The organism is Pedobacter chitinilyticus, assembly GCF_003313385.1.
GTDB lineage: Bacteria > Bacteroidota > Bacteroidia > Sphingobacteriales > Sphingobacteriaceae > Pedobacter > Pedobacter chitinilyticus.
The window spans coordinates 604,824-629,494 of the sequence record NZ_QMHN01000001.1 but is presented as its reverse complement, the minus strand read 5'-3'; the positions used below and the strand labels follow the sequence as shown (position 1 = coordinate 629,494).

The 24,671-nt window shown below is 40.1% G+C and carries 16 protein-coding genes and 1 riboswitch; of the genes, 5 read left to right on the top strand and 11 right to left on the bottom strand.

The features are described 5' to 3' along the window. The first annotated feature begins 53 nt into the window (after positions 1–53). A complete protein-coding gene (locus DUT70_RS02605; RefSeq protein ID WP_113645739.1) occupies positions 54–917 on the top strand; it encodes a nucleoside phosphorylase in 864 nt (287 codons plus the stop codon). A 9-nt stretch (positions 918–926) separates the two neighbouring features. On the opposite strand, the gene DUT70_RS02600 is transcribed toward DUT70_RS02605, so the two are convergent. Next, entirely contained in the window at positions 927–1,976 is a 1,050-nt protein-coding gene (locus DUT70_RS02600) for an aldose epimerase family protein (RefSeq protein ID WP_113645738.1), read from the bottom strand. A 184-nt stretch (positions 1,977–2,160) separates the two neighbouring features. Between DUT70_RS02600 and DUT70_RS02595 the strand changes: the two genes are divergently transcribed. The 3 genes from DUT70_RS02595 to DUT70_RS02585 are packed head-to-tail and all read left to right on the top strand — an operon-like array spanning position 2,161 to position 4,016. Beyond that, positions 2,161–2,691 (top strand): RNA methyltransferase, encoded by a 531-nt coding sequence (locus DUT70_RS02595; protein WP_113645737.1) that lies wholly within the window; start codon positions 2,161–2,163, stop codon positions 2,689–2,691. Position 2,692: 1 nt separating this feature from the next. After that, complete coding sequence (locus tag DUT70_RS02590) at positions 2,693–3,355, top strand: YdeI/OmpD-associated family protein (RefSeq protein WP_113645736.1); 663 nt, start codon at positions 2,693–2,695, stop codon at positions 3,353–3,355. A gap of 37 nt (positions 3,356–3,392) precedes the next feature. Further along, positions 3,393–4,016 (top strand): hypothetical protein, encoded by a 624-nt coding sequence (locus tag DUT70_RS02585; protein ID WP_113645735.1) that lies wholly within the window; start codon positions 3,393–3,395, stop codon positions 4,014–4,016. A gap of 226 nt (positions 4,017–4,242) precedes the next feature. Here the strand turns inward: DUT70_RS02585 and DUT70_RS02580 are convergent, their stop codons facing one another. The 10 genes from DUT70_RS02580 to DUT70_RS02535 all read right to left on the bottom strand — a co-directional run bounded on the left by DUT70_RS02580 (position 4,243) and on the right by DUT70_RS02535 (position 22,218). Continuing rightward, positions 4,243–4,929, bottom strand: coding sequence for an SIR2 family NAD-dependent protein deacylase (locus DUT70_RS02580; RefSeq protein ID WP_113645734.1), 687 nt, complete (start codon positions 4,927–4,929; stop codon positions 4,243–4,245). A 278-nt stretch (positions 4,930–5,207) separates the two neighbouring features. Then, positions 5,208–5,786 carry a DUF6580 family putative transport protein gene (locus DUT70_RS02575; RefSeq protein ID WP_113645733.1) on the bottom strand — a complete coding sequence of 193 codons (579 nt, stop codon included), beginning with the start codon at positions 5,784–5,786 and terminating at the stop codon, positions 5,208–5,210. A gap of 35 nt (positions 5,787–5,821) precedes the next feature. Beyond that, a complete protein-coding gene (locus tag DUT70_RS02570) occupies positions 5,822–7,138 on the bottom strand; it encodes a DUF5074 domain-containing protein (RefSeq protein ID WP_113645732.1) in 1,317 nt (438 codons plus the stop codon). A gap of 8 nt (positions 7,139–7,146) precedes the next feature. Next, on the bottom strand, positions 7,147–8,280 hold the full coding sequence (locus tag DUT70_RS02565; protein ID WP_113645731.1) for a PKD domain-containing protein: 1,134 nt from the start codon (positions 8,278–8,280) through the stop codon (positions 7,147–7,149). A gap of 218 nt (positions 8,281–8,498) precedes the next feature. Beyond that, positions 8,499–9,641 carry a DUF5074 domain-containing protein gene (locus DUT70_RS02560; protein WP_128353278.1) on the bottom strand — a complete coding sequence of 381 codons (1,143 nt, stop codon included), beginning with the start codon at positions 9,639–9,641 and terminating at the stop codon, positions 8,499–8,501. A gap of 28 nt (positions 9,642–9,669) precedes the next feature. Next, positions 9,670–10,791, bottom strand: coding sequence for a YncE family protein (locus DUT70_RS02555; protein WP_113645729.1), 1,122 nt, complete (start codon positions 10,789–10,791; stop codon positions 9,670–9,672). Further along, on the bottom strand, positions 10,788–12,821 hold the full coding sequence (locus tag DUT70_RS02550; protein ID WP_113645728.1) for a TonB-dependent receptor plug domain-containing protein: 2,034 nt from the start codon (positions 12,819–12,821) through the stop codon (positions 10,788–10,790). The genes DUT70_RS02555 and DUT70_RS02550 overlap by 4 nt, the downstream gene beginning before the upstream one ends. 91 nt (positions 12,822–12,912) lie before the next feature. Further along, positions 12,913–13,110, bottom strand: a riboswitch (cobalamin riboswitch). 681 nt (positions 13,111–13,791) lie between these two features. Next, positions 13,792–14,673 carry a PorP/SprF family type IX secretion system membrane protein gene (locus DUT70_RS02545; protein WP_240432004.1) on the bottom strand — a complete coding sequence of 294 codons (882 nt, stop codon included), beginning with the start codon at positions 14,671–14,673 and terminating at the stop codon, positions 13,792–13,794. A gap of 429 nt (positions 14,674–15,102) precedes the next feature. Then, positions 15,103–21,015, bottom strand: a complete 5,913-nt coding sequence (locus tag DUT70_RS02540; RefSeq protein WP_113645726.1) for a YDG domain-containing protein — start codon at positions 21,013–21,015, stop codon at positions 15,103–15,105. 594 nt (positions 21,016–21,609) lie between these two features. Further along, on the bottom strand, positions 21,610–22,218 hold the full coding sequence (locus DUT70_RS02535; RefSeq protein ID WP_113645725.1) for a fibronectin type III domain-containing protein: 609 nt from the start codon (positions 22,216–22,218) through the stop codon (positions 21,610–21,612). A 1,019-nt stretch (positions 22,219–23,237) separates the two neighbouring features. On the opposite strand from DUT70_RS02535, the gene DUT70_RS02525 reads away from it, so the two are divergent. Continuing rightward, on the top strand, positions 23,238–24,485 hold the full coding sequence (locus DUT70_RS02525; protein ID WP_113645723.1) for a serine hydrolase: 1,248 nt from the start codon (positions 23,238–23,240) through the stop codon (positions 24,483–24,485). The last annotated feature ends 186 nt before the right edge of the window (positions 24,486–24,671 follow it).

Below are 24,671 nucleotides of genomic sequence, written 5' to 3'. Positions count from 1 at the left end.
ACTGCCCACTTACCCACTAATCCCTAACCACTAGTTCCTAACCACTAAACAATATGGAAAAGTTATCAAACGCCGATTTAATTATCAATCCAGATGGAAGTATTTACCATTTGAACCTATTGCCAGAAGATATTGCTGATACCGTAATCACCGTTGGTGACCCTGACCGTGTGGCTGAAGTAAGCAAACATTTTGACCATATAGAACTTAAAAAAGGCAAGCGCGAATTTATTACCCATACTGGATCAGTAGGCAAAAACCGTGTTACCGTAATTTCTACAGGTATTGGTACGGATAATATTGATATTGTTTTCAATGAGCTTGACGCCTTGGTAAATATCGATTTTAAGGAAAGAACAGTAAACAAGGAACTTAAATCATTAAATATCATCAGGATTGGGACTTCTGGCGCTGTACAACCCGACATTCCCATGGGAACCATCCTCGCCTCTTCTTACGGCTTAGGTTTTGATGCCTTGATGCATTACTATGAACAACAGCCGTCCGATAACGAACAAGCTTTACTTAATCAAATCAACCAGCATTTTAGCCACATTGAGGGCATTAACCCATACCTTACACAAGCAAGTGAAGATTTATTGAAACAGTTTGCTCACGACCTTCCAACAGGAATTACCGCTACTGCTCCTGGTTTTTATGCCCCACAAGGCCGGCAAGTAAGAGCCAAGAATACTGTGAACAATTTTATTGGACAGCTTAACAGTTTCAAAAGCGCAAACGACCGTATTACCAACCTTGAAATGGAAACCGCGGGAATTTATGCACTAGCTAAAACATTAGGTCATAAAGCACTATCCATCAATGCTATTTTGGCTAGTCGCGTAAAGTTCGAGTTTAGCAGTAATCCAAACGCTATTGTAGAAAAAGCTATTCAAATGACTTTAGAGAGGATTTGATCCTCTCCGTTATTTTTTCACCTCTACTTTGTAAATAGTGGTTTGTTGATAAAGCTCCTCTGGTTGCAGCACCGTAGTTGGAAATGAGGGAATATTGATAGAATTGGGAGCATGTTGCGTTTCTACACAGAAAGCTTCAAAGCTTTTATAGTGCTTCCCGCCCTTCCCATTTTTCACATCTACATATTTAGCGGTATAAAAATGCGCAACAGGCTCTGTAGTATAAATAGAAAGTACCAAACCGCTATCTTGGGCTTGCGTTCTACTCGCCAATGTTAAATCTCCATAAGTTTTATCGAGCAAGTAAGTTTGGTCATAACCATTTTCACTATCCCAACCTTCGCCAATCAATTTACCTTTTCTAAAATCGTGTAAAGAACCTTCCACAGGCAATAACTCACCAGTCACTACATAATTGTCATCTTGCGCTAACCATTTGGAAGCATTCATTTGATGATGATGTGACTGCACCCCCTCTACATTTTTTGATAAGTTAAAATAGCTGTGGTGCGTAAGGTTAATCGGTGTAGCTTCGTCCGTATCTGCTTGGTAAGCTAAAATCAGTTCATCATTTTCTGTCAAGGTAAACTTTAATTGTATAGCCAAATCCCCTGGAAAACCTTCTTCCCCATCCAAACTAAAATACTGGAAAGTCACCGATGGGTTAACATCGTTATTAAGCTCAATAATGTCCCAAACTTTCTTATCTAACCCTTCAACACCTCCATGCAAACAGTCATTTCCGTTGTTTTGCGCCACTTGATAACTGATTCCATCTACGGTAAATTCGCCATTTTTAATCCTATTGGCATAACGACCGATAACAGCTCCAAAATACGGATAGTTAGCCAAGTAATCTTCACTTAAATAACCTTTAATGTCATCAAATCCCAAAACAATATCCTGTTTTTCGCCATCTGCATTCTCAACTACAAACTGATTGATGATGGTTCCGTAGTTAAACAGTTTCACAAAAGTGCCTTTGGTATTGGTTAACTCTACCGCAATCACTTCTTTTTCGTTTACAAATGTGCCAGTGTGTATTTGGTTTGCTTTCATTATTCTTATCTTAGACGCTCTTTTTTAAGCATGCAATAATAACTAAATATCCACATTTCCTTATACATGAAGGATCAAAATTTAATAATAGGGATTAGTGGTTAGTGGCTAGTAGTTAGTGAATGGGATTCAGTTAACCAATTAAACAGTTAACCAAATTAAAGAGCATTAGTAATTTAAACAGATGAAAAAATTAAAGCTAGACGAGTTAAACAGGGTTGATGTGGAAGAGTTTAAAACACAGGAAAAGCTTCCCGTAGTGATCATGCTTGACAATGTTCGCAGTATGCACAATGTAGGTTCGGTGTTTAGAACCGCCGATGGATTTGCGGTAGAGAAAGTGGTTCTTTGTGGTATTACTGCCCAACCTCCGCATCGTGAAATAGAAAAAACAGCACTTGGAGCCACACAATCTGTGGACTGGGAACATATAGATGATACTTTAACTGCCATCGAAAAATACCGTCAATTGGGCTATCAAATTATTGCCATAGAACAAGCGCAAAACAGTGTGATGTTACATACTAATCAGCCTACATTGGAAGAAAAGTATGTGTTGATTTTTGGAAACGAAGTAAATGGCGTGAGTGATGAAGCGATGCAACAAATAGATAAATGTATAGAAATACCGCAATTTGGCACCAAACACTCATTTAACATCGTGATTTCGGCTGGTATTGTATTGTGGGACTTCTTTGCTAAAATGAAATTATAATATGGACCATCCATTTCTTAAAAAACTGCAAATCAAACGTGGCTTTAAGGTGAGCATAATTAATGCTCCCGAAAATGCAGCGGCTATTTTCGGTGAAATACCCAGCGATATTACTTTTAATTATAACATTCAACAGCAACAAGAAGCTTATTTGATATTTGCCATTACCAAGGCAGACATGTTTACTGCCTTAAAGGCCATTGAAAAATCCATTGTCGATAAAACAATTGTTTGGATTTTTTACCCCAAAGCGAAGACACCTTTGGCGGCCGACTTGAACCTCATGCAATCGTGGGAAGACTTGACAAAGTTAAATTTAGCACCTTGTGGTTCGGCGGCCGTAAATGAAATATGGACTGGTATAAGAATAAAAACAGCGGCTAGTCAGAAGAGATCGGGCGTAGGTAATGCTGAAATTGCCCATAACGAGTATGGCCAGTACATTGATGTGGTCAATAAGATTGTTACACTTCCAGAAGACTTAAAAATAGCACTATCAGCGCAACCTGAAGCCCTATCCTATTACGAAACATTGGCCTATTCGCACCGAAAAGAATACGTTTTATGGGTAATTACGGCCAAACAGGAGAAAACTAGAACAGATCGTATTCATAAAATGATAGAGAAACTGTTAAGTAAAAAGAAAAACCCAGCAGAAAAGTAAGGGACAAACAAAAGCGGATAGCTGCTGTTAGACTTACATGAACAAGCACATTTCCGTAATCCTAATTACGCTCACAACCATTCTTGTTTATACCCCTACATACGCACAAGACCGTACGGACAAACTCTTTACGGTAAGTGGCATTGGCACATCGATGCCCATTGGTGCGGCGTCAGATGTTTTTGGTCCCAAGATATCAACCACCCTTGGTTTGAATATTGGAATTGGCAAAGGTGGATTATTTCTATACCCCAAACTAAGTTTACATGCCCTCTCCTACAGAGGAAAAATCGCAGAACCAGGCTTTACTTACACTGCACAAACGGGCAGGGCTACCACTTATTTATTGAATCTTGGTCTAGGTTATCGTAAAATTGTTGGGAAGTTTGCTTTCTATGGCTTTGCAGGTGGTGGCGGTGGTTATATCCTCACGCCAATGGTTCGGGTAAATGACGCAGCACAGCAAGTAAAAATCAGTAACAAAACACATTTTATGCCCATACTAGAAGGTGGTGCAGGTACAGAATTTAATTTAGGAGGATTATCCTTATTTGCAGAAGTAGGTTATATGAATGGATTTAAAAAGATACAAGATCGGAACTTTACGACCATGCCCCTCACCATTGGCATTAAGCCAAATTTAAGCAGGTTATTCAAATAACTTTAAATAGAAGATCAATAATACAGTTAGCTTGGAGACTGATGCATTCCTCGAAGTGACGATACCACTTCCTACTTTGCGAGGAACGAAGCAATCTCATAATCATAAAGCTATTTTTATCGTTTTAATTGTCTTGATGGTTTTGCAAAGCTCAAGTGTCTTATATATGCAAGTTTGAATTTACTATCTGGTTAGGTGATAAAAAAATATAAGCACACAAGTGAAACTATCCCATTAAAAACGACTTTAGTTCCTCTACTCCTTCTGTGGCGCTTTTGGCAATCTTAATCACATTGTTCAATCCAGATACGGGTGGAATTTTAGGGTCAATGATATACTTTGGAACTTCATGCGGTACGTAATCGATTAATCCTGCAGCTGGGTATACCGCAAGCGAGGTCCCTATAAGAATAAAAACATCTGCCTGTGCACATAGTTTAGCAGCTTTTTCGATCATCGGTACCGCTTCACCAAACCATACCACATGTGGTCTTAATTGAGAGCCTAACTCACACAGCTCTCCCATTTTAATTTCATCCGTTTGCAGCGGATAAATCAAATTAGCACGTCTGGAGGATTGAGCATAAGTAATCACGCCATGCAAGTGACTAACCTTGGTAGAGCCCGCCCGTTCGTGTAAGTCATCAATGTTCTGGGTAATGATTTCAACATCAAAATCTTCTTCCAAACCAGCCAAAGCAATATGGGCAGCATTAGGCTGGGCAGCATTTACTTGCTTTCTTCGTTCATTATAAAATTGCTGCACCAATGCAGGATTGCGTTCCCAAGCTTCAGGTGTAGCCACTTCCATCACGTTATACCCTTCCCATAACCCATCGGCATCTCGGAAAGTCTTTAAACCACTTTCGGCGCTAATGCCAGCTCCCGTTAAAACAACCAGTTTCTTTTTCATGATAAGGTAAAGCTAGTGAAAAGTGAAGGAATAAATGAAGAAGTTCACCTTACGAAGTTTTGTGAGCTTTTTTTGCATTCACTATCTGCTTTGCTTGTCATTCCGAGTATACGAGAACCGCGAAGCAGCTACGAAGTAAATCTCCAAAGGTTGTACGAAAAGAGACCCTTAGCTATGCTCTGGGCGACAAGGAAGGCGATGAATAAACAACGAAAATAATGGGACAAAAAAAGCCCTCTCGCAATAAGCAAGAGGGCTTCAAATATGTTTAATATTACTTAGGCAATAGCCGAATGTTGTTTCAAAGAAGGGAATTTAGACTTCAACACTTCAAATCCCATGAACATAATGGCCGAATAAACCAATGTACCATAAAGGAATTTTAATTCGAAAGGAATAGCAGCTACTAAGCACTCCCAGAAACCTGCTAAGGTTTTAGGATAAGTATCAAAACCCAACCACATGCCAAAGTCCGAAACAATCCAGTGGATGAGCACACCTACTAAAGTGGCTACAAACACATTCGCAACGTTTACTTTTTTCACTAAGATTTGCGCAGCCAATACCATTAAAGCAAAAGCAATATAAGTATAGTACCATCCTGGGTAAAACACATAGCTTTCGCCCATCATTAAGGCTAAACCTAAATCGCTAAGCAATAATACCAGTATAGGTAACACATAGCCCGAAAACTTGTTTTTAAAGTAGCTACCGCTAAAAATGGCTACGGCACCCAAACCAGAAAAATTGGCAAACAATTTAAAGTCTGGCGAAAGCGGTGCTAACATTCTAAGTCCGATAACCACTGCTATAAACAACAACAATACAAGGACTCTGGTATTTGATTTTCTTTCCATTGATCTAATGATTTAAGGCAAAGGTAATAAAAATACTACTTTGGGAAAACAACATCCTTTACTTGGTAACCTACGCCTGCTATTTTCTTCCTTAGCTTCTTGTCAAGGCCATAAATCAACAAATCACTAGGCAAGTTATCCGTAGTACTTTTTGAGTCGATGATATACATTTCTCCTGTACGCGGATTTACTTTCCATGCCGTGATAAAACCCGCGCCATCATCCGTAGGATAAACAAATAGCTCTTCTTTTTTAGTAGTCGTATTAAAGCGATAGAATTTACCTGTACTGGTTTCTTGCCAATAGATGTACTCATTTGTTCCGCCAGCACTAATCATCTCACCAGTTGGAAACAAAAGAAGATCAGCACCTAAGTCTACCGTTTCTTGTATTTCCAAGTTTTCGTTTAACCTTACCATTTTAGCATTGGCACTGCTACCTTTTGAAATCCCCATCCAAATTTGCTTGTTAGCCGCTTTTACAATCCCTGCTACATTTTCTGGGTAAGTAAACAAAGTTTGCAAAGTACCATCCTTAATACTCACAAGTTTCTTCAACACTGGTGTGATATAAGCGTTATTGTAAGTCATCACTGGTATCAAAGCAGCAGAAGCAGTTCCAGTTAGCAAAGTGCCCGCAATGGTCTTTGCATTTAAATCTACGGCGTACAATCCTCTTCTTGAGCCCGAACCCCCAACTACGTAACCTGTTTTACCATCCGTGGTCGAGAAATAGCTAATGGATCTTACACTACTGTTACTGATGTTAATGTTTACTAGCTTCAAGGTTTCATCATCAATAACCTGAATGTTGGGTGTTTCGGCAGCGGTAATATAAAGCTGATTAGCATAACGGAAAGCACTCACCGTACTTAAAGATAGCTTTGTGCCATTATTTTCCAAAGAGAATACATTCGGTGTCAATTTTTCCTTTTCATCTAGAAAAGAAATATCAGCACCATTACCAGCTGCATTGGTATTGCTTACCAATAAAATACCATCCGCATACTTCCCTACTACTTTAATTTTATAGGTTAAACTAGTGGTTCCAGCTTTATTGGTTGCTTTAAAAATTAGCTCATATTCGCCTTTGTCCTGTTTGGTAAAGATGTAGCTACTTTGGGTACCTACTACTTTGCCTTCTTCTAACCACTCGTAAGCAGTAGCGGTACCTGTCATTTGTGGTTTTAGTTCCAAAGGCTCTTGTACTTTCGCCCTTACCGAAGTATTGATATCATCAGCAAAAGAAACAGGATTTACTTTTTCTTTTTTACAGCCCAATACAGTGGCTAGTAAAAGTGCCAGCAAAAAGAAATAGCTGGCACTTATTTTCATTGGTGTGTGTAATTTCATTAGTATATTTATTTTAACGCTTTGATATGCAGGTCTACTGCACCTTTAATGTCCGTAGATATTTCTCCTAAAATACCTGCGTTAATATTTTGAGCAGAGTATACTTTCACAAAGTCGATGGTTTTTAAAACTACCTTGTTACCGTTATTATCAACTGCCCAAGAAATATCAAAGCTATTGTAGCCTTTGTTTTGGTAATCATCTCCTACCGAATAACTATCTGTATAGCCCCATTCAAATGGTTTGTTAATAATTAAACCTGAAGTGCTTAAACTGGTAGAAGGCAATAAAGTACCTTTAAAAGTAATTTTGTCTTGATTAGCAGCAAACAACGGATAGTGGTTTTTATTCTTCGACAGATTCTTTACCACCCCCGTATTTCCTTGATTGTCCGTCCATGGCACATCAACAAAAGCTTTAGGATTGGTATAAGTAATCTCGTAATTTTTAATGGTTGTTGTTTTAGCATATTCACTACCAGCCAATTCAAACCATTCGTCATCTGGTAAACCATTACCGTTTTTATCTTGGCTTACCATTACAATACCATGTTCCGCTGAAGCGTTATTTGGCCCGGTTGGATTTCCATAAACTCCCAAATCATAACCTTCATTATTTTTCACCGAGTGGTCGAAACCGAAAATTACATAACCACCAAATCCTCCTAATGAAACCAGGTTATTAGTGCTCCCCACTAATTTTTGCGCTTGCTCCAAAGAACCTAAACTAGGCATATTAATATGCTGTCCAGGTGCTGGTAAATATTCAAATACCTTGCTGATGTACATGCTGCTGTTGGCTCCTGGATCAATTACGGGAACTGGTACATTAATTTGGTAAGTGAAGGTAAAACTTCCTTGCGCATTGCTACCAGTATAGGTTAAAGTATAATCGCCTGCCGAGGTTGGTTTAAACACATAGCTTGCTTCGCTACCTACTACAGTATTATTCAACTTCCATTCGCTAGTGATGGTTTTACCATTAGGGATTACCACCGAAAAGCTTTTTTGGGTATTTACCTGTACAGTTAAGGTCTTTTCTGTCACCTGCATGCTCAAGGTTGGAAAAGCTTCATCTTTGTCTTTTTTACAAGAGAAGAACAGGGTTACGGCTAATAAGGAAAGTAAAAGTATTCGTTTCATTTGGGTTTGATTTTGTTAAAGCAATTGATTTAGTTGTTTTTTGAGGTAGGTTTTATTTTATTGATTTCCTCCCCCTTTAATTCCCCCTCCAAAAGGGGACACATAGAGCCTAAGCTATTTTCATATCCCCCTCTTTAAGGGGGCAGGGAGAGGAAATATTTTTACAACAATGGTCAAGACTTACGAAGTTTTTAAAACTTCGTAAGTCTAATTGTACATTAAAGTGATTTATAAACGTATTTGTAGGTGTATACAAAAGCGGCTGCTTGAGGATTAATACCTGTTTCAAACTCATACTGCTTCTTTCCTTCTTTATTAAATATAAAAGCTGTACCAGATACTCCTGCATATGATATTGCATCTGAAACTACTACATTCTGGTTATAAGGATTAACCGTCAAACCGTAGGGTTTAGCTACAGCTGTTCCATCAGTAATCAAGTTGGCTCCTACTTTGCCTGTAGCGATATTGAATGATTTTATTTTAGGGCTACCACCATACACCTCTAATGCTGTCCATACTTGATCATTGTAAATAGCAATAGAAGCAAAATCATCTGCACTCTCGGTTTGAGAAATAACATCAGTACTTGTATTGATCTTTTGCACTGCCGATTGTACACTTCCGTAAACTCCAGCCGACAACACTAACAATTCTCCCTTATCATTGGCAGCAACTTTAATTGGATTAGCATTAACAGTAATATCTTTGGCTTTAGTGAAAGTGGCTAAATCTATCACTACCACTTTATTTTTTAAAGATGTTGGATAACTAACATGATCTGAACCAGCCACATACAATTTACCATTGGCGACAGCTACACCCTCTAATCCAGCAGCGTTATCGGCACCATTTTTTAATTGTAATTCACCATCAATATTTAGACTTGTAGTATCTATTCGACTAATTTTTCCATCGTATCTACTTACATAAGCTTTGTTTTTATAGAAAGCAATACTGCGAGGCAGATAACTCTCATTTGTGGCATTAAAAGCAATACGTTTAAGGGTTTTACCTGTATTAATATCCATTATATCCACAAAAGAGTCTGCCTTTCCAGTTTCTCCACTCACTACACAATACAATTTGCTCCCATATTGCTTTAAATCGATAGCATTGTTACCTAGATCCTTAGCGTTTGCTTGCTTATAGAAATCTTTTACAACTGTTTTCTTAGCTACATCATAATAACTAATAGAAGCGTTCTTACCATTCCAAGTCCCTTCATTAAGGATATAAATACCCTTTACTCCAGTAATTTCCTGCGTAAGCAAAATTTCACGTTCGTTGTCTTTTTTACAACCTGTAAGCAAAACGGTTAGTACCGAAATGCCAAGCGCTGTTCTTTTTAAGTAATTCATAGTGTTCATATTTTTATTTCTCATTTTATTATTTAACAAAAACCATATGTGCTGGGATATCCCCCGTAGTAACCGACCATTTCAATTTACCATCGGGGGTATAACAATGTAATTTACCAGGAGTAACGTAGTCTTTGGCGTCGGTAAGGTAAACTTCCTTGGTATAAGGGTTCACATTAATACCATAAGGCAGTAAAATACTGTTTTGTGTGCCATCACTAATGAAAGGCCTGCTCAACAGCAATTCATTTTTCACATCAATAGTGTTGTAACTAATGGTATTCTTTTGCTGGCTTTGGTTCCATTCGGTGGCAATCACATAAGCCACATCATCATCAATGGCTAGGTTGCTTGCCGCCAAGTCAAAAGTTCTTTTTACTTTTTCCGTTTGAGTGTCTACCACCAAAAGTTTAGAAGGGACATTATAATAATCGCCCCTTGAAGTCACATACAAATCACCATATTTATCAGCTTTTAAACGATGTAAGTTAATGGCTACATCAATGCGTTTCACTTCTGTAAAAGTATTCAAGTCAATTACCGACACCGTACGTTCGTAATTATTAGGGCTATACCCTCCCGAATTGGCAACATATAGCTTATTATTCACTACAGCCAGTTCCTCGGGTTGCCTGCCTACGCTTACTGTACGGGTAATGCTGAGTGCTGTGGTATCAATCTCCGCCACTACACCATTTGGCGAATTAGGATCGTACACCCTGCCTACATAGGCACTTACATAAGCTTTTCCATTGGCAAAAGTCACATATCTACCATTAATGAGATCTACTTGCCCTAAACGTTTACCCGTTTTCACATCCAAGACCTCCACTTTGTTGGATAGATTGACCACTACATACAATTTGCTGCCATAAATTCCAATATCGTTGGCAACATCGCCCAAACCTTTGGTGATTTGTGGGTTCACTTGACTGTAGAAATTACGGGTATAAAGTCCATTGCGCAAATCAAGATAATCTAACGAAGCTTTGTTCATGCTCATATTACCTTCGTTTACCAGATACATACCTTTTAATACCGAACCAGGATCGGCTTCTACCCTACTGATTTCAGCTGGCAGCGGTGCGGGATCTTTTCTACAACTAGCCAAGCCCGCTAATAACAACAGTAAAATTCCTAATCGTTTCATAAGCGGTACTGAAGGGTTAAACGATAATTACGGCCTGGCATTGGGAAGTTAGGCACTACGTCATAATACTGGTTAAGCAAGTTATTTACTTCTCCAGTAATTTCAAATTGTTGTTTGGCTATGGCAAAGGTATAACCTAAAGCCGAATCGTGGGTGTACCATGGTTGCATATAGTTGTAAACCAGGTTGGCCCGTTGGTTATAGCGAGAGCCTGTATAAATAAAGCTATAGTTGAGTTTCCACTGCTTATAATCTAACCTACCCAAAAAAGAACCACTGTGTTTTGGGACATAAGGGATTTGATTGCGGTAGCTCTCGTCGTTCCTATCCGTCACATCAATGGCTTGCTGATAAGTGTAGTTAAAACCTAGGCCCAAGTGTAGACTTTTCGCTAAATCTACCCCAGTTTTTACATTAGCCTCCAAGCCTTTTATTTCCACCTTACTTACGTTGTACATGATCCACCTGAACAGGTTGGCACCAGGTTGTGCAATAATTTTATCTTTAACGGTATTGTAGTAAGCATCTGCCTGAAACTCTAAGTATTTGAAACGGCTTTGGTCGAAAACGGTGGCATAGGTTAAACCAAGGTCGTATTGCTTGGTGTATTCAGGTCGTAGCAAGGTATTGCCGCTAAAAGTGTAGTATAAGTCGTTAAAGGTAGGCATGCGGAAAATGTCTTTATAAAAACCTCTAATCCTAAACGACTGGTCTTCAAAAACCTTCCACGAGAACATAAAGGTTGGACTAAATACCTGTTTGTTACCGCCTGCTTCAAAGGCCTGTACTTCTTCCCTAATGGTGGTGCTCAACAAATTACCCTGCAAGCTTAGCCTATTAGTGGTATATGCCGCACTAATCGCATTCAAAAAACTGTGGCGTGTAGGGTACGCAAAACGATAGATGTTGGCATCTAAATCCTGCAATTGATAATCACTAGCTAAAGCTAACTGCCATTGTGTAGTGACATTATATTTAAGTGCCGCCGATACATAGGCTTCCTTTTCGTAAAACCTGTTATCCAAGTAACCGTCAATGCGGATGTATTCTGGATCGATATAGCGGGTTTGGTCGTAAGCGAGTTTGGCATTCAACAGCAACTCAAACTTATTTAGACGCTTTTGATAATTGCCTTGCAGAAAAAAGTTTTTATCCCAAATGCGTTGCTGATAATCGAATTTATTGGAGATAATGGCTCCAGGCAGTCCACGTTCAGAAAGGAAGGAATAAGCCTGTACATTCCAACTGGCACTGTCCTTGGTTCTTCCGAATAAACCTGCTTGTAACCTAAAACGTTCCACATCGCCATTACTTCTCACGGCTGTGGTATCAAAAACACCATTGGTCAATCTAAACTGGTATCGGCCATTGGCACGGATGTAAGAAGTGCTTACACTACTCCACAAGTTATTATTAATGCGTTGTTGGTAGCTGATATTTGGATTAACCAACCCAAAATCACCTATTTTCAGTTCGGTATTTAAAGCAAAATGCTTTTCTGAATCGAAACTTGGGGTCTTAGTCTTCAAAAAGATGGCACTCGCCGTAGCTACTGATTTGGCGGGCTGTAATAAATTGGGGTTTTGTCCACTTAGCAGGGATATTTCTTCGATATTATCCAAAGCATATTTACCTAAATCTACTTGTCCATTTTGAGCATTGCTTAAAGCTACACCATCTAAGAAAACTCCTGTGTGGTTACTGCCCATGCTACGGATATTCACCGTTTTCAATCCCCCAATGCCACCATAGTCTTTTAATTGAACGCCAGAAAAGTACCTCACTGCGTCAGCTACAGATAAACTATTGAGCCTTTTCAGTTCTTGTGCCGTCATGATTTGTTGCGGTACTGGCGAAAGGTGCTGTCTGCTTAAGCGATAACGTAAAATATGCACTTCCTTTAGCTGATTGGCTTTGGCCACGCTGTCGGTATTTTGGGCAAGCACTTCCGAAGGTCCTATGTTCAATAGGCCTAAGGTTACCAAGCAATGAAATAAGCTTAGCTTAGCTAAGGCTTTTCTTTTTACCATTTTTGATGTGAGTTATCCCCACAGCAAACAGAAATTAAGGAGCTAGTAAATTACTGGCACATCACTCCTAGCTTCAATCCCCGAAAGCTATGAATTAATCGTGCTAAAGGCAGGTCTTCTGACTTACTCCCTGTTTGCTGCCTTCCCATGTTAGATAAATTTAACATAGTGGCTTGTAGAATAGCAAACAGTTAAAGAGCTTACAGCTGCGGGACAGTTACGGATTTACACCGTATTCCCTTTTAATCCCTAGGCGTTACCCGAGGGAACCAAAAGCGATGCAAATGTAGTGTATTTAGGTATGAGTTGCAAATGAGGGACCTATTAGGGGTTAGTAGTTAGGAATTAGTGGTTAGTTTAAATGTTCGTTGGTTCATTGGTTCATTAGTTCATTAGTCATTGGTACTGGCCAACCATTTCCGTCATCTCGACCGTGCCTGTCCCGACACTTCGGGAGCAAAGGATCTCTAAGCAACTGGATTAATCATTTAACTGGTTATTTGTTTGTTCAGTCTTTACGCGTTCCTGTATCGTCACCTCAACCGTAGCGGAAAGGTCTTTAGGGTTTTATTTCCCGCTGATTTTTCCGCAGATTGATTGTTAGTCATTGCCCAATTGATGATTTCTTTTAAAAGAAAAAAAAATCGCTTATAAATGTCATTGAGTATCTACATGTTTTGTATTGCAGAAATGATTTTGCACCACCTATCCTCTCTCCTTTTTAAGGAGAGAGTTAGAGAGAGGTTTTGTAATTAACCCTCTCTGTCTTATGGACATATCTCTAAAAGGGAGGGAAGTGTTTGGGTAAGTTTAGAAGGGTTAGAAAAAAATAAAAAAAACCTCACGCCTTTTGTAATGAGAGAACGAGGCGGAGGTTTTATTGATTGAGATGGCGGGTTTATTATATTTAATTTTCTACTTACTATAAAGCAGTTTAAAGAACGGTTTATTTAAAAGTGGTCGTTATCCATTATTTCCCTAAACGTATTCCCAAGCCTAGCTCAAAACTTCCATTAGTATAGTTACTTAACGAAGAGGTTTGAGTGGTATAAGTGGCCAATATTCGATATTTCTTCTTTAAATCCATTCCTAAACCAAAGGTGGCGCTTTTACTGCTATGATATAATCCACTCAACATCAGCTGACCGTTTTCAAACCAAAGCGCAGCACCAGCATCAATGACACTATCGAAACCTTTTACACCCCTGTAGGCTACTTTAGGCTCTAGCTCCCAACCTTGGTCGGCAGTAAGACCAAACCTATAATTTGCCGCAGCGTAAAAAGTGGCAATATCTACTAGTCCATTTTCTCGATTAGACCTTAGCAATCTATCCAAGTTAGGTAGTGCGGCTTCTAATCGGAAACCATTGTAGGTATAAGCAAGGCCGAAATCACCATCCAAATAAGCTTCACGATCGTTATAACGTTGTGCAGAAAGATCATCGGGCCGTCCTTGAATATCCTCCAGTGACAAACGTTGCTGCGAAACCCCTACCGACAGACCAAAGTGCAACGCCTGTTCTGTTGAAATAGGTAAATGGTAAGCGTAACTGGCCAATGCACGTAACTGGCGCTGTAATCCTGCCTTATCTAAATAGAGATTAACACCCCAACCTGTGCGATTTTTACCGTAAGCAAGGGTAAGTGCTTGTTGCTCGGGTGCCCCTGGAATCTTACTCCATTGGCTTCTATAACCTAGAGACACTTCTAACCCCTGATGAACTCCCGCCATGGCTGGATTGGCTAAATATGGATTTTGGAAATACTGTGCCGCCAATGGTACTAATTGTGCGTTAACTTTTAGTGTGGTAAACACCATCGCTAGGCAAAGGATATATATGTTCTTTTTCATCATTTTTTGGTTCATTGGTTGATTAGTTCAATAGTTCATTGGTTCAATAGTTCATTGGTTCATTGGTTCATTGGTTTATTTGCATTAACCCGCCATTTCCGTCATCTCGATCGTGCCTGTCCCGATCCTTCGGGAGAGAGATCTTTGTATTGGTTATTAGGTATCATTGGCTAGGTATCAATATTCAATTGCATTAGCCAACTTCTTCCCGCAGATTGGTTATTTTATTAATTGTCCGTCCCCAAGCACTTCTCTCGCCCTTTTAGGGAGAGAAACCGCACAGCGGAGAGAGGGTAAAAAACCTCTCCCTAACCCTCTCCTTAAAAATGAGAGGGAATTGGCAGTGCTGATTTTTCCGCAGATGGATCATTTGTATCGGCACGACAAACCTTTTCAACTTTATATTTTTTACTTTTAACTTTAGGCCTCCTACCTGTCTCTCACTAAAGTAATATACCCCCTTAGCACCTTTCCTGCTTCCAAATCAATGATATAGTAGTAAGTGTTTTCTGCTAATGGTTGTCCATTATAAGTACCATCCCACGTATTGTCGTATCCTTTTTTAGTATATACGATCCTTCCAGCTTTATCAAAAATGCGAACCACCGCTTGCGGGTACAAATCAAGGTTATCTACCTTCCATACATCGTTAATGCCATCGCCATTAGGACTTAAAATATTGGTAGCGGACAAAATAGACAGGTCATCAGCAACGATTACCGCATAGCTAGCCGTGCTACTACAACCATTGGCATTGGTCACTGTAACCGTATAGGTGGTATTGGTGCTAGGCCTTATGGTAAGGTTAGCGCTATTTTGACCTGATATCATACCCTGCGCATTTGCCCAACTATAGTTGGTGCCACCAGAAGCCACCAACTGTAGCGTTAAACCTTTACCAATAGCACCAGTTCTACTTGGTGTAATACTCACATTAGGCAACGCATCTATCCGTAAGGTACCATTTGTATATACCAGCGTATAGTTAGCAGAACTTCCCCCTGACACGGTAATAGGATAATTGCCAGCTGCGCTGGAAATCGTGGCAGCAGTAGTGGCTTGAGGCTTGCTCGTTAGGCTATTGTCGTTATCATTTAACTTAAAGCCGCTATAGTTAAGTGCAAAACTCGGATTGGTCTGTCCAAAACACTTGGCGGCATTGGCAGCGGTTACCGTTAAGTTTGCCTTATTAATGACTAAATTAGATCCAGTAAACGTCACCATATAGTTTGTTCCTGCAGATAAGGAACCCTGCGTAATGGCATAAGTGTTAACATTCTCTCCAGCAGCTCGGGTAAGGCTCCCTGCTAAAGCATCTGAACCTACCAATCCCGTTGAAGTATAGGTCAGTGCTGGATCGGCATCGCCATAGGTTTTGGCTTTTGCCTGTGCAACAATGTTAAGTGTAGCTGGGGTAATGGCTGCCGTGGCAGTAGCTGTGGCATTAAAAGTATAGTTACCAGCATCGGTTCCAGATAAACTGATCCCCGAAACGGATACTGTTTTACTATTGCCCACGTTTCTGTTATCAAAACTAGCAGCAGTGTAATTCGCTATCAGCGCATCGCCTGCAAAACCATTGTGCGAGAGGGATGCTGTAGCATCTGCATTACCATTATAAACTTTGTTATTAGCGTTTGCCGAGATGGTTAAAGCAAACGGCGTAATGTTAGCGGTTGCATTAGCAGTGGTATTAAAGGTATAATTGCCTGCATCAGTTCCCGATAGGCTAATGCCCGAAACTGAAACAGGTTTGTTGTTGGCTACAGTCTTGTTGTTAAACGTAGCGGAGATATAAGCCACAGTGATGTTATCGCCAGCAAAAGCATTATTTGAAAGATTTACCGCAGCGTTATTGGCAGCATTGTATACCCTACTATTAGCAGTAGCCAAAATAGTTAGTGCATACGGCGTAATGTTGGCGCTGGTGCTGGTTGTAGTGTTAAAGGTATAATTACCTGCATCGGTTCCTGATAGGCTAATGCCCGAAACTGAAACTGTTTTGCCATTGGCTACAGTTTTATCGTTAAAAGTAGCAGCACTATAATTAAGGATCAGGTTATCACCTGCAAAAGCATTACTCGAAAGATTTACCGTAGCGTTATTGGCAGCATTGTATACCCTACTATTAGCAGCGGCCGAAATAGTTAGTGCAAACGGGGTAATGTTGGCCGTAGTGCTGGTCGTAGCATTAAAGGTGTAATTACCTGAATCTGTACCCGATAAGCTAATGCCAGAAACCGAAATAGGCTTACCATTAGCAACATTTTTATCGTTAAAGGTAGCAGCAATATAATTAAGGATCAGGTTATCACCTGCAAAAGCATTATTCGAAAGATTTACCGTAGCGTTGTTGGTAGCATTGTATGCCCTATCATTGCCCATGGCAGATACCGTCAATGCAAACGGGGTAATATTGGCCGTAGTGCTGGTCGTAGCATTAAAGGTATAATTACCTGAATCTGTACCCGATAAGTTAATGCCAGAAACCGAAATAGGCTTACCATTAGCAACATTTTTATCGTTAAAGGTAGCTAAAGTATAACCCAATGTCAGGTTATCCCCTGCAAAGGCATTGCTTGAAAGATTTACAGTAGCAACGTTTGTAGCATTATAAGCCCTATCATTGCCCATGGCAGATACCGTCAATGCAAACGGGGTAATGTTGGCCGTAGCACTGGCCATAGTATTAAAGGTATAATTGGCTGCACTTGTACCCGATATGGTAATACCATTTACCGTTACGGGGATATTATTTCCGACGTTTTCTGTATTAAAAGTTGCAGAGGTGTAAGCAAGCGAAAGTACATCGCCAGTTAAAGCATCTGAACTAAGGTTAACCGTAGCGATGGTAGCAGCATCATATACTTTGTGATTACCAGTAGCTGAAATAGTTAGGACTTTAGGTTGTATGGTTAATACAAACACCTGATCAGGAGCAGCACTATAACCATTACCTCCTGCTTGACTGGCGGTAATATTTACCGTACCTGCCTTTTTAATTTTCAGTTTCCATTTATTGCTGTCACTGGCATCTTGATAAGCTTCAGCAATGTTGTTGTCTGCTGAAAGGTAACTTACTGTTAAACCAGAACTTGCTGTTGCACCAGGTTCAAAATCAGCATCGCCATAAGTTTTAGAAAGATTTGTAGCGGTAATGGTTTGCGACTGGATAGTTGCTTCGTAAGGCCCTAAATCTATATTGCTCCCTACCAAACGTAAATTACCATCTAGGTCTTTGGTACTGGCGTTTAAACCTGCAAATAACGTTTGATCACCCGCGTTGATCATAGCACTTCCTACTTTAGGCCTATAATCTCCAGCCGTAGATAAAGCTGGCGAGAGCGGTGATATAAACAGGTCGTTAGCAGTTCCATTAAAAGTAATTAGGCCCGCACCGTTGGCATCCTGTACTAAACTATTTCTGTAAACTGGCACATCTGCACCCGAATTATTTACTATGCCTGAGCTATTACCAAATACCACCGTATTTTGTAGTTGTGGCAATGAGGTATTCGTATTATAAATTGTTCCGTTCACATTGGCCTGATTACCACTAATGGTAACGTTGGTTAAAACGGGCGACGAGTTCGAGTTATAAATAGCGGCACCGTTATTGGCCACGTTACCGCTAATTAATACATTGTTGAGGACAGAAACTGCTCCAGAGTTGTTAAATATAGCACCTCCGTTTGCTCCCGCACTGTTCCCAGTAAGGATGACGTTATTTAGTATTACTGTTTTGTTACCCAAATTGGCTAAACCACCAGCTCCGCCAAATGTCCCCAGCGAAGCATTATTACTAATGGTGACATTGTTAAATTGTGCTTCCGAATATAAATTGACAATGGCACCACCAAATCTATCGCCTGTTACCAGATTTCCTATGAAGCTACATTGCGTAATTGTTGGATTTGAATTAACGTTATACATCGCTCCTGCGCCCTCATCGCCCCAACCCTGACCTGGAAAATTAGTACTCCTATTATTCAAGAATTTACTATTAGAGATTATTGGTGCCGCTGTGATGGCTCCATTAGGTGTACCGATATAAATGGCTCCACCCAAACCAGTTTGCACATGATTATATTGGATGATGCAGTTGGCAACGATAGGGCTCGATGCCGTAATGTTCATGCCTGCGCCGTCTTTTTGTTGTATCGACAAGGTACTTACCGTAATATTGCTCCCGTTTCCATTACCACCACTAACTACAAAACCATTTAGCTCGGCCGTACCCACATCACCTACAGAGAGCAATACATGATAGGCGTTTTCGCCATTACCTGCAAAGCTGAGCGTAGCCCCTGAGCCTGTCACGACATCATCATTATTAAAATCGCCGCTTAAAATACTGTGATTAGCTACAATAGAGAGATCTCTTTGCTGTAACGTGGTTTCGTTGCCAGCAAAACCACCATATACTTTTACATCTTTAACCAATAAAAAAGCATTGTCCCTACCATTATCAATGCCAAAGTTACTTCCATCTTCAGGGCTATACATAGGTTGATAAGTGCCACTTGCTACCCAAACTTGTTTTACCTTAGCAGGCGTAGCAGCATTTAAGTTTTTGGCTGCCACTAGTGCATCAGCGAGTTCTGCAATTGGACTTGCCCAACTTTCGCCAGTACCATTGCTACCCTTTTTCACATAGATGATACCGTTGGCATCAGGCATAAGTGCTTTTGCTGTAATTTTAAAGGTTTGTGGCACACCATTGCAACTAGTTGCACTAAAACCATCGGTGAATTTTGGCGTAACGGTAATGTTGGCCGTTAATGGTGCATTGGTATTATTATTTACTACAAACGCGGGAATATTACCTGTGCCACTGGCGGCAAGGCCTATAGCAGGCATATCATTTGTCCATTCGTAAGTAATATTACCACCAGTAGTAGGACTACTAAAATTTACTGCTTTAGTCTTAACTCCAGCAAGTACATTTTGATCTGTAGGTATTACCACAGTAGGTGTAGGATTTATGGTATAAACAAAAGTCTTATCGTAGGCGGCACCACATTCATCATTAAAATAACTGATCATGATTTGGCCATCGTTATCCTGAAAACCCTGTGTGTGTTGTACCGAAATAGCTAGCGCATCGGTATAACTGCTACCGCCGCCACCACCACCATAAGCCGCACCACCACCGCCATAATAGCCGCCACCACCGCCGCCAGAGGCAGTACCTTGACCACCTGCGTTACCTCCAATCCCCAAGACACCTGCCGTTGCGGGCGATGTGCCAGCCGCACCACCTTCAGTTTGAGTACCTCCCTGTCCCACTGCAGTTCCAGTTTGATTGCCACATTGCCAACCAAAGGCACCAATCAATTCTCCTCCAGCCCCACCAGGTTCAGGATTATTACTACAATTATTACCACCGCCGCCACCACCACCAGCAACAATCACCCTATTAGTTAGGGCAGTGCCACCTATCCGAATATCCGAAGCTCCGCCACCTTTAGGTTGTGCAATACTTCCGCCGCCAGTTCCGCCACCATTGTAACCATTGCTTCCCCCTACCAGCACATAAATCGTTTGTCCTGGCGTAACGGGATATTCGGCTATCACTCTTCCGCCCTTACCTCCTAAATCATCGGGTTTTGTTCCAGGTTGATTGTAAATGGCACTTTGTCCTTGGGCTCCTCGGGCATCAATTTTAATCTTTGTTATTCCCTGTGGCACCACAAATGTTTGCATTGCTCCTGTATAATTAAATGTTTGGGAGATTGAATAATGAGGTCTCACCGTAACGGTAGAAGTTATTGGGCTTGTACCCGTGTTTACCGCGGTAAAAGAAGGAATACCGTCAAGCCCACTTGCAGCAAGTCCTATGGCAGGGTTGGAGTTTGTCCAAGTATAGCCTACATTAGCTAAATTGCTCGTAAAATTAATTATCGAAGTATTTATACCATTGCAAACACTAACGTTTGCAGGTTGGTTCATTTCAATACAGGTATTGTTAACTGTCCAAGTCAACTCGTTATTAAGAGAGTTGACATCTCCAGGCCGCTCCACCCAAACTTTGATGATGTGTGCTCCAAAAGCTGATAAATCAGCCTTGGTAGTGAATGTAAAATTCCAACTAGCCCCAGCCGTTAAGTTCGAACTTAATAGTTGGCTTACCACTGTACCGTTGTCTACTTGATATTTTACGGTAATGGTATTTGATGCCATGATTACCCCAGAGTTGTTATTGACAAGTACGGTAACATTCTCGGCATTGGAAAGACGAAAACCTGAATTTGGCGAAAAATGATTTTGCAACCAAACATCTTGGCTGTATACCATCATTGAAAAAAGAAAGAAATAGCCTAAAAGTAGAATTTTCTTCATATGTCATTAGTTTGGATGAAATGATCTGCTCGTGATAACGATTTCAAATCACTCAACTAATTTCAACTGAAAAAGTACATTTTGCAAGGTTTAGGGGCGGACAAAAAGCGGACAAAGTGACTTATTGGTTTATTGGTTCATTAGTTCATTGGGTTAATTGTTTATTTGTTTATTTGTTTAATCGGTTAATCGTTCGACTGCGCCTGTCCCGATCCTTCGGGAGAGAGATTTTTGGACTTGGTTTAGCTATCCTTTAACTGTTTACCCAACAACTTCCCTTTTTGTATTTCTTGTAAAGTACAAACCTCTCCCTAGCCCGCTCCTTTTTAAGGAGAGGAAATTGATAGTGCGTTATGGCAGAACAACAGCAATTATCCAAGCAAGCACCAACGCTCCTAAAGCTCCTCTTTACCTTACAGGAAGAACCGAAGCGTAGCAAGCTCATTGATACCAAAACACAATAAATAAAAATCAATAGATGTTCACAGGACAGAGAGGGTTTTAATACCAAACCTCTCCCTAGGCCTCTCCTAGAAAAGGAGAGGGAATTGTAGTGCGTGATGGCAGAACAACAAAACAATCCTTCCTAATCCCTTAAAGAATAAAGCTACTAACGATATCGCTATACACACGTTGTGCTACTGTACCCATACCCGTTACCCGAAATTCGTATTGCACACCGCTTTCTAAACCCGTGAGTAATACCTTGCTTTTGGTATCCATTAAAAAGTTCCATTCTACCTCGCCTTTTTTTCGATATTCATATTGATAACCATTCGCTCCATAAATCGTTTTAAGGCTCAACTTAATGGTTCCTATATCATTGGGTTCAATCCTAAAGTTTTGTGGTTTAGTTAAAACACCAATAGGTTCAGGCTTTTTACTTAGGCTAAATCCAGTACTTGCCAAAGCTTGTTCATTACCTTTGGCCGTAAATTTTACATATAAAGCCAACGTTGTTAGCAGTTTTACCAATAATGCATATCTATCTTCGCGAGCTAATATTTTGGCTTTAGTTCCTTCTTTGGCTTCTACTATTGCCGTTTCAAGTGCTTCAGCAGCTGCTTTAATTTCTGCAAGTGTAGGATCTGGTGTAGCAAAATAGCTGTTACCTGTCATACTTGCTAAAATAAGCTTAGCTTTAAGCACCAAGCTATGGTTACTGTACCTACCGAAAGAGGTTAAAATGTCTACTTTTTTCATATGGATAGTTTTATAAATTAAAGTTTTTTGGTTTGTTAAGTTTAATGGCCATCAAAATGTAGCAAAAGCACTATTTTAATAGATGCTTGTCGCTAAATTCAATCCTGCATTATATCTAATGTAGCCTTGCATAAGGGTTAATGTCACCTTGCATGACGTCCAATGCAGCGTTGCATTAACTTCAATGTAACCCTGCATAAGGGTCAATGTTACCTTGCATGACATCCAATGTAGCCTTGCATTGGCTTCAATGTAACCCTTCATTGCATTCAATGCAACCTTGCATAAGGCACAATGCAACCCTACATTAAACCCGATGCAACCTTGCATAAGCCTCAATGTTACCCTATTTGGATTCGTAATTAAGCCAATAGGTAATTTATGATTACTGATAATGAGTAATTGTTTGGTACAGAAAGCACGTACGTTCCTAATGGAATGGTTTGAATAAGGATAGATGATGATCATGATAAGGTAGTATGTTTTCGTTTTTCTTTACATCGCAATAAAATTAATGGGGATAAATGCTAAAATGAAAGTAGGTAGCTTTGATGGTGATATAAATTTAAAACATTTAATTCCACATTGTCAATATCATTTAGTGGTTTTATCTTTAGTTATCATGTTCAATTGCGTGTCGTCATGCAATAGTAGGTAATGCAAGTAGGTTAAAGATCCTTCGCTACTGAAGTGTCAGGACAGGCACGGTCGAGATGACGATGTAGCAAAGCAACGAGCAGTTAACCACAGTTAAATAAAGCCCAGAGATCCTTCGCTCCCGAAGTGTCGGGACAGGTAACACTATGGATGACAAGGCGCTTACTGGATCCTCGCTAGTAACAGTTAACCAATTAAACAAATAAACAGTTAAACAACAGCTAAACAAAGTCCAAAGCTCTCTCTCCCGAAGGATCAGGACAGGCAAGGTCGAGATGACGGCCCGATGAACGAGTGAACCAATGAACTAATGAACTAACTAAATACAAAACTCCTATCTTTAGCTTATCAACAAAACAAGCATGTATAAAACGATCCTCTCTTTACTTTTACTGATTAGCGCAAACACCATGGCACAACAAACTGATACTGTTTTTTTAAAGCAATTGTTAGAAAGCAAGCCTGAACTGTTTTCAGGAATACTGAAGCATCCCAATAAAAATGAGGTGCAGGTAATGTATACCCAAGTAAACCGCGACAGGAACAACAAACCAAGTTTTAAAACCTTCAGTTACCGCGTTAATCCTCAACACTACTTTTATCCAGCCAGTACAGTAAAGCTTGCAGCCGTTATTTTTGCCCTGGAGAAAATCAACGAACTTAAAGTAAAAGGATTGAATGCCTATAGTACCATGATTACGGATACTGCTTTTAAAGGACAAACCCCCGTAACCAAGGATGAGACTGCCGCAAATGGCAAACCTAGTATTGCCCATTATATAAAGAAAGTGTTGTTAACTAGCGATAATGATGCTTATAACCGCTTGTTTGAGTTTATTGGCAGGGCCGAGATTAATGCCAAGCTTAAAAAATATGGCATGACCGAAAGTCGTATCCTTAACCGATTGGCTATAGGCGATGGTGGCGAAAGAGAAAAGAACACCAATCCCATCCATTTTTATAACGGTGATGTATTGGTTTACAGTCAGCCAGCGCAGTACGACCCCAACAACTACCCTTTGGAACTCACCAATCTTATTGTAGGCATAGGTTATATGGATAGTAAAGAGCAATTGGTGAATAAACCTTATAGTTTCGAGAACAAGAATGTTTTTACGATAAAAGATCAGCAATCGTTAATGAAGCGCTTGATGATGCCAGAGGCTTTTGCCGCTAAGGATAGGTTCAACCTCTCTCCTGCCGACTACCAGCTCATTTATACTTACATGAGCAAGTTGCCTACCGAAAGCGATTTCCCTAAATATGATGCAAAAGAGTTTTGGCCAACCTATGCCAAAATGCTTTTTTATGGTAGGGATAAGAATGCAGTAATTGATCCCAACATCCGCATTTTTGACAAATATGGTGATAGCTATGGTTTTATTATTGACAATGCTTATATCGTTGATTTCAAAAACGGTGTGGAATTTTTCCTTACTGCGGTAGTGCAAAGCAACGAGGATGGGATTTATAATGATGGCAAGTACGAATATGAAACGGTCTGCTATCCTTTCATGAAAAACCTTGGACGTAGTATTTATGAATATGAACTGCAACGCAAAAAGGCACATCAACCTAATTTGAGTAAGTATGTGATGAATTATAAGTAGGAACTAGGGGTTAGGGGTTAGTAGTTAGTAGTTAGTAGTTAGTAGTTGGGGATTGGTTAATCGTTTAACTGTTTATTTGATTAATTGTAGGACTGCCTTTCCTGAGCACTGTTCCATATCCCCCTTTGGAGGGGGCAAGGGGGAAGTTAGTCTGGCAAAAGCTCCTTCCATTCTTAAAACGTCGTT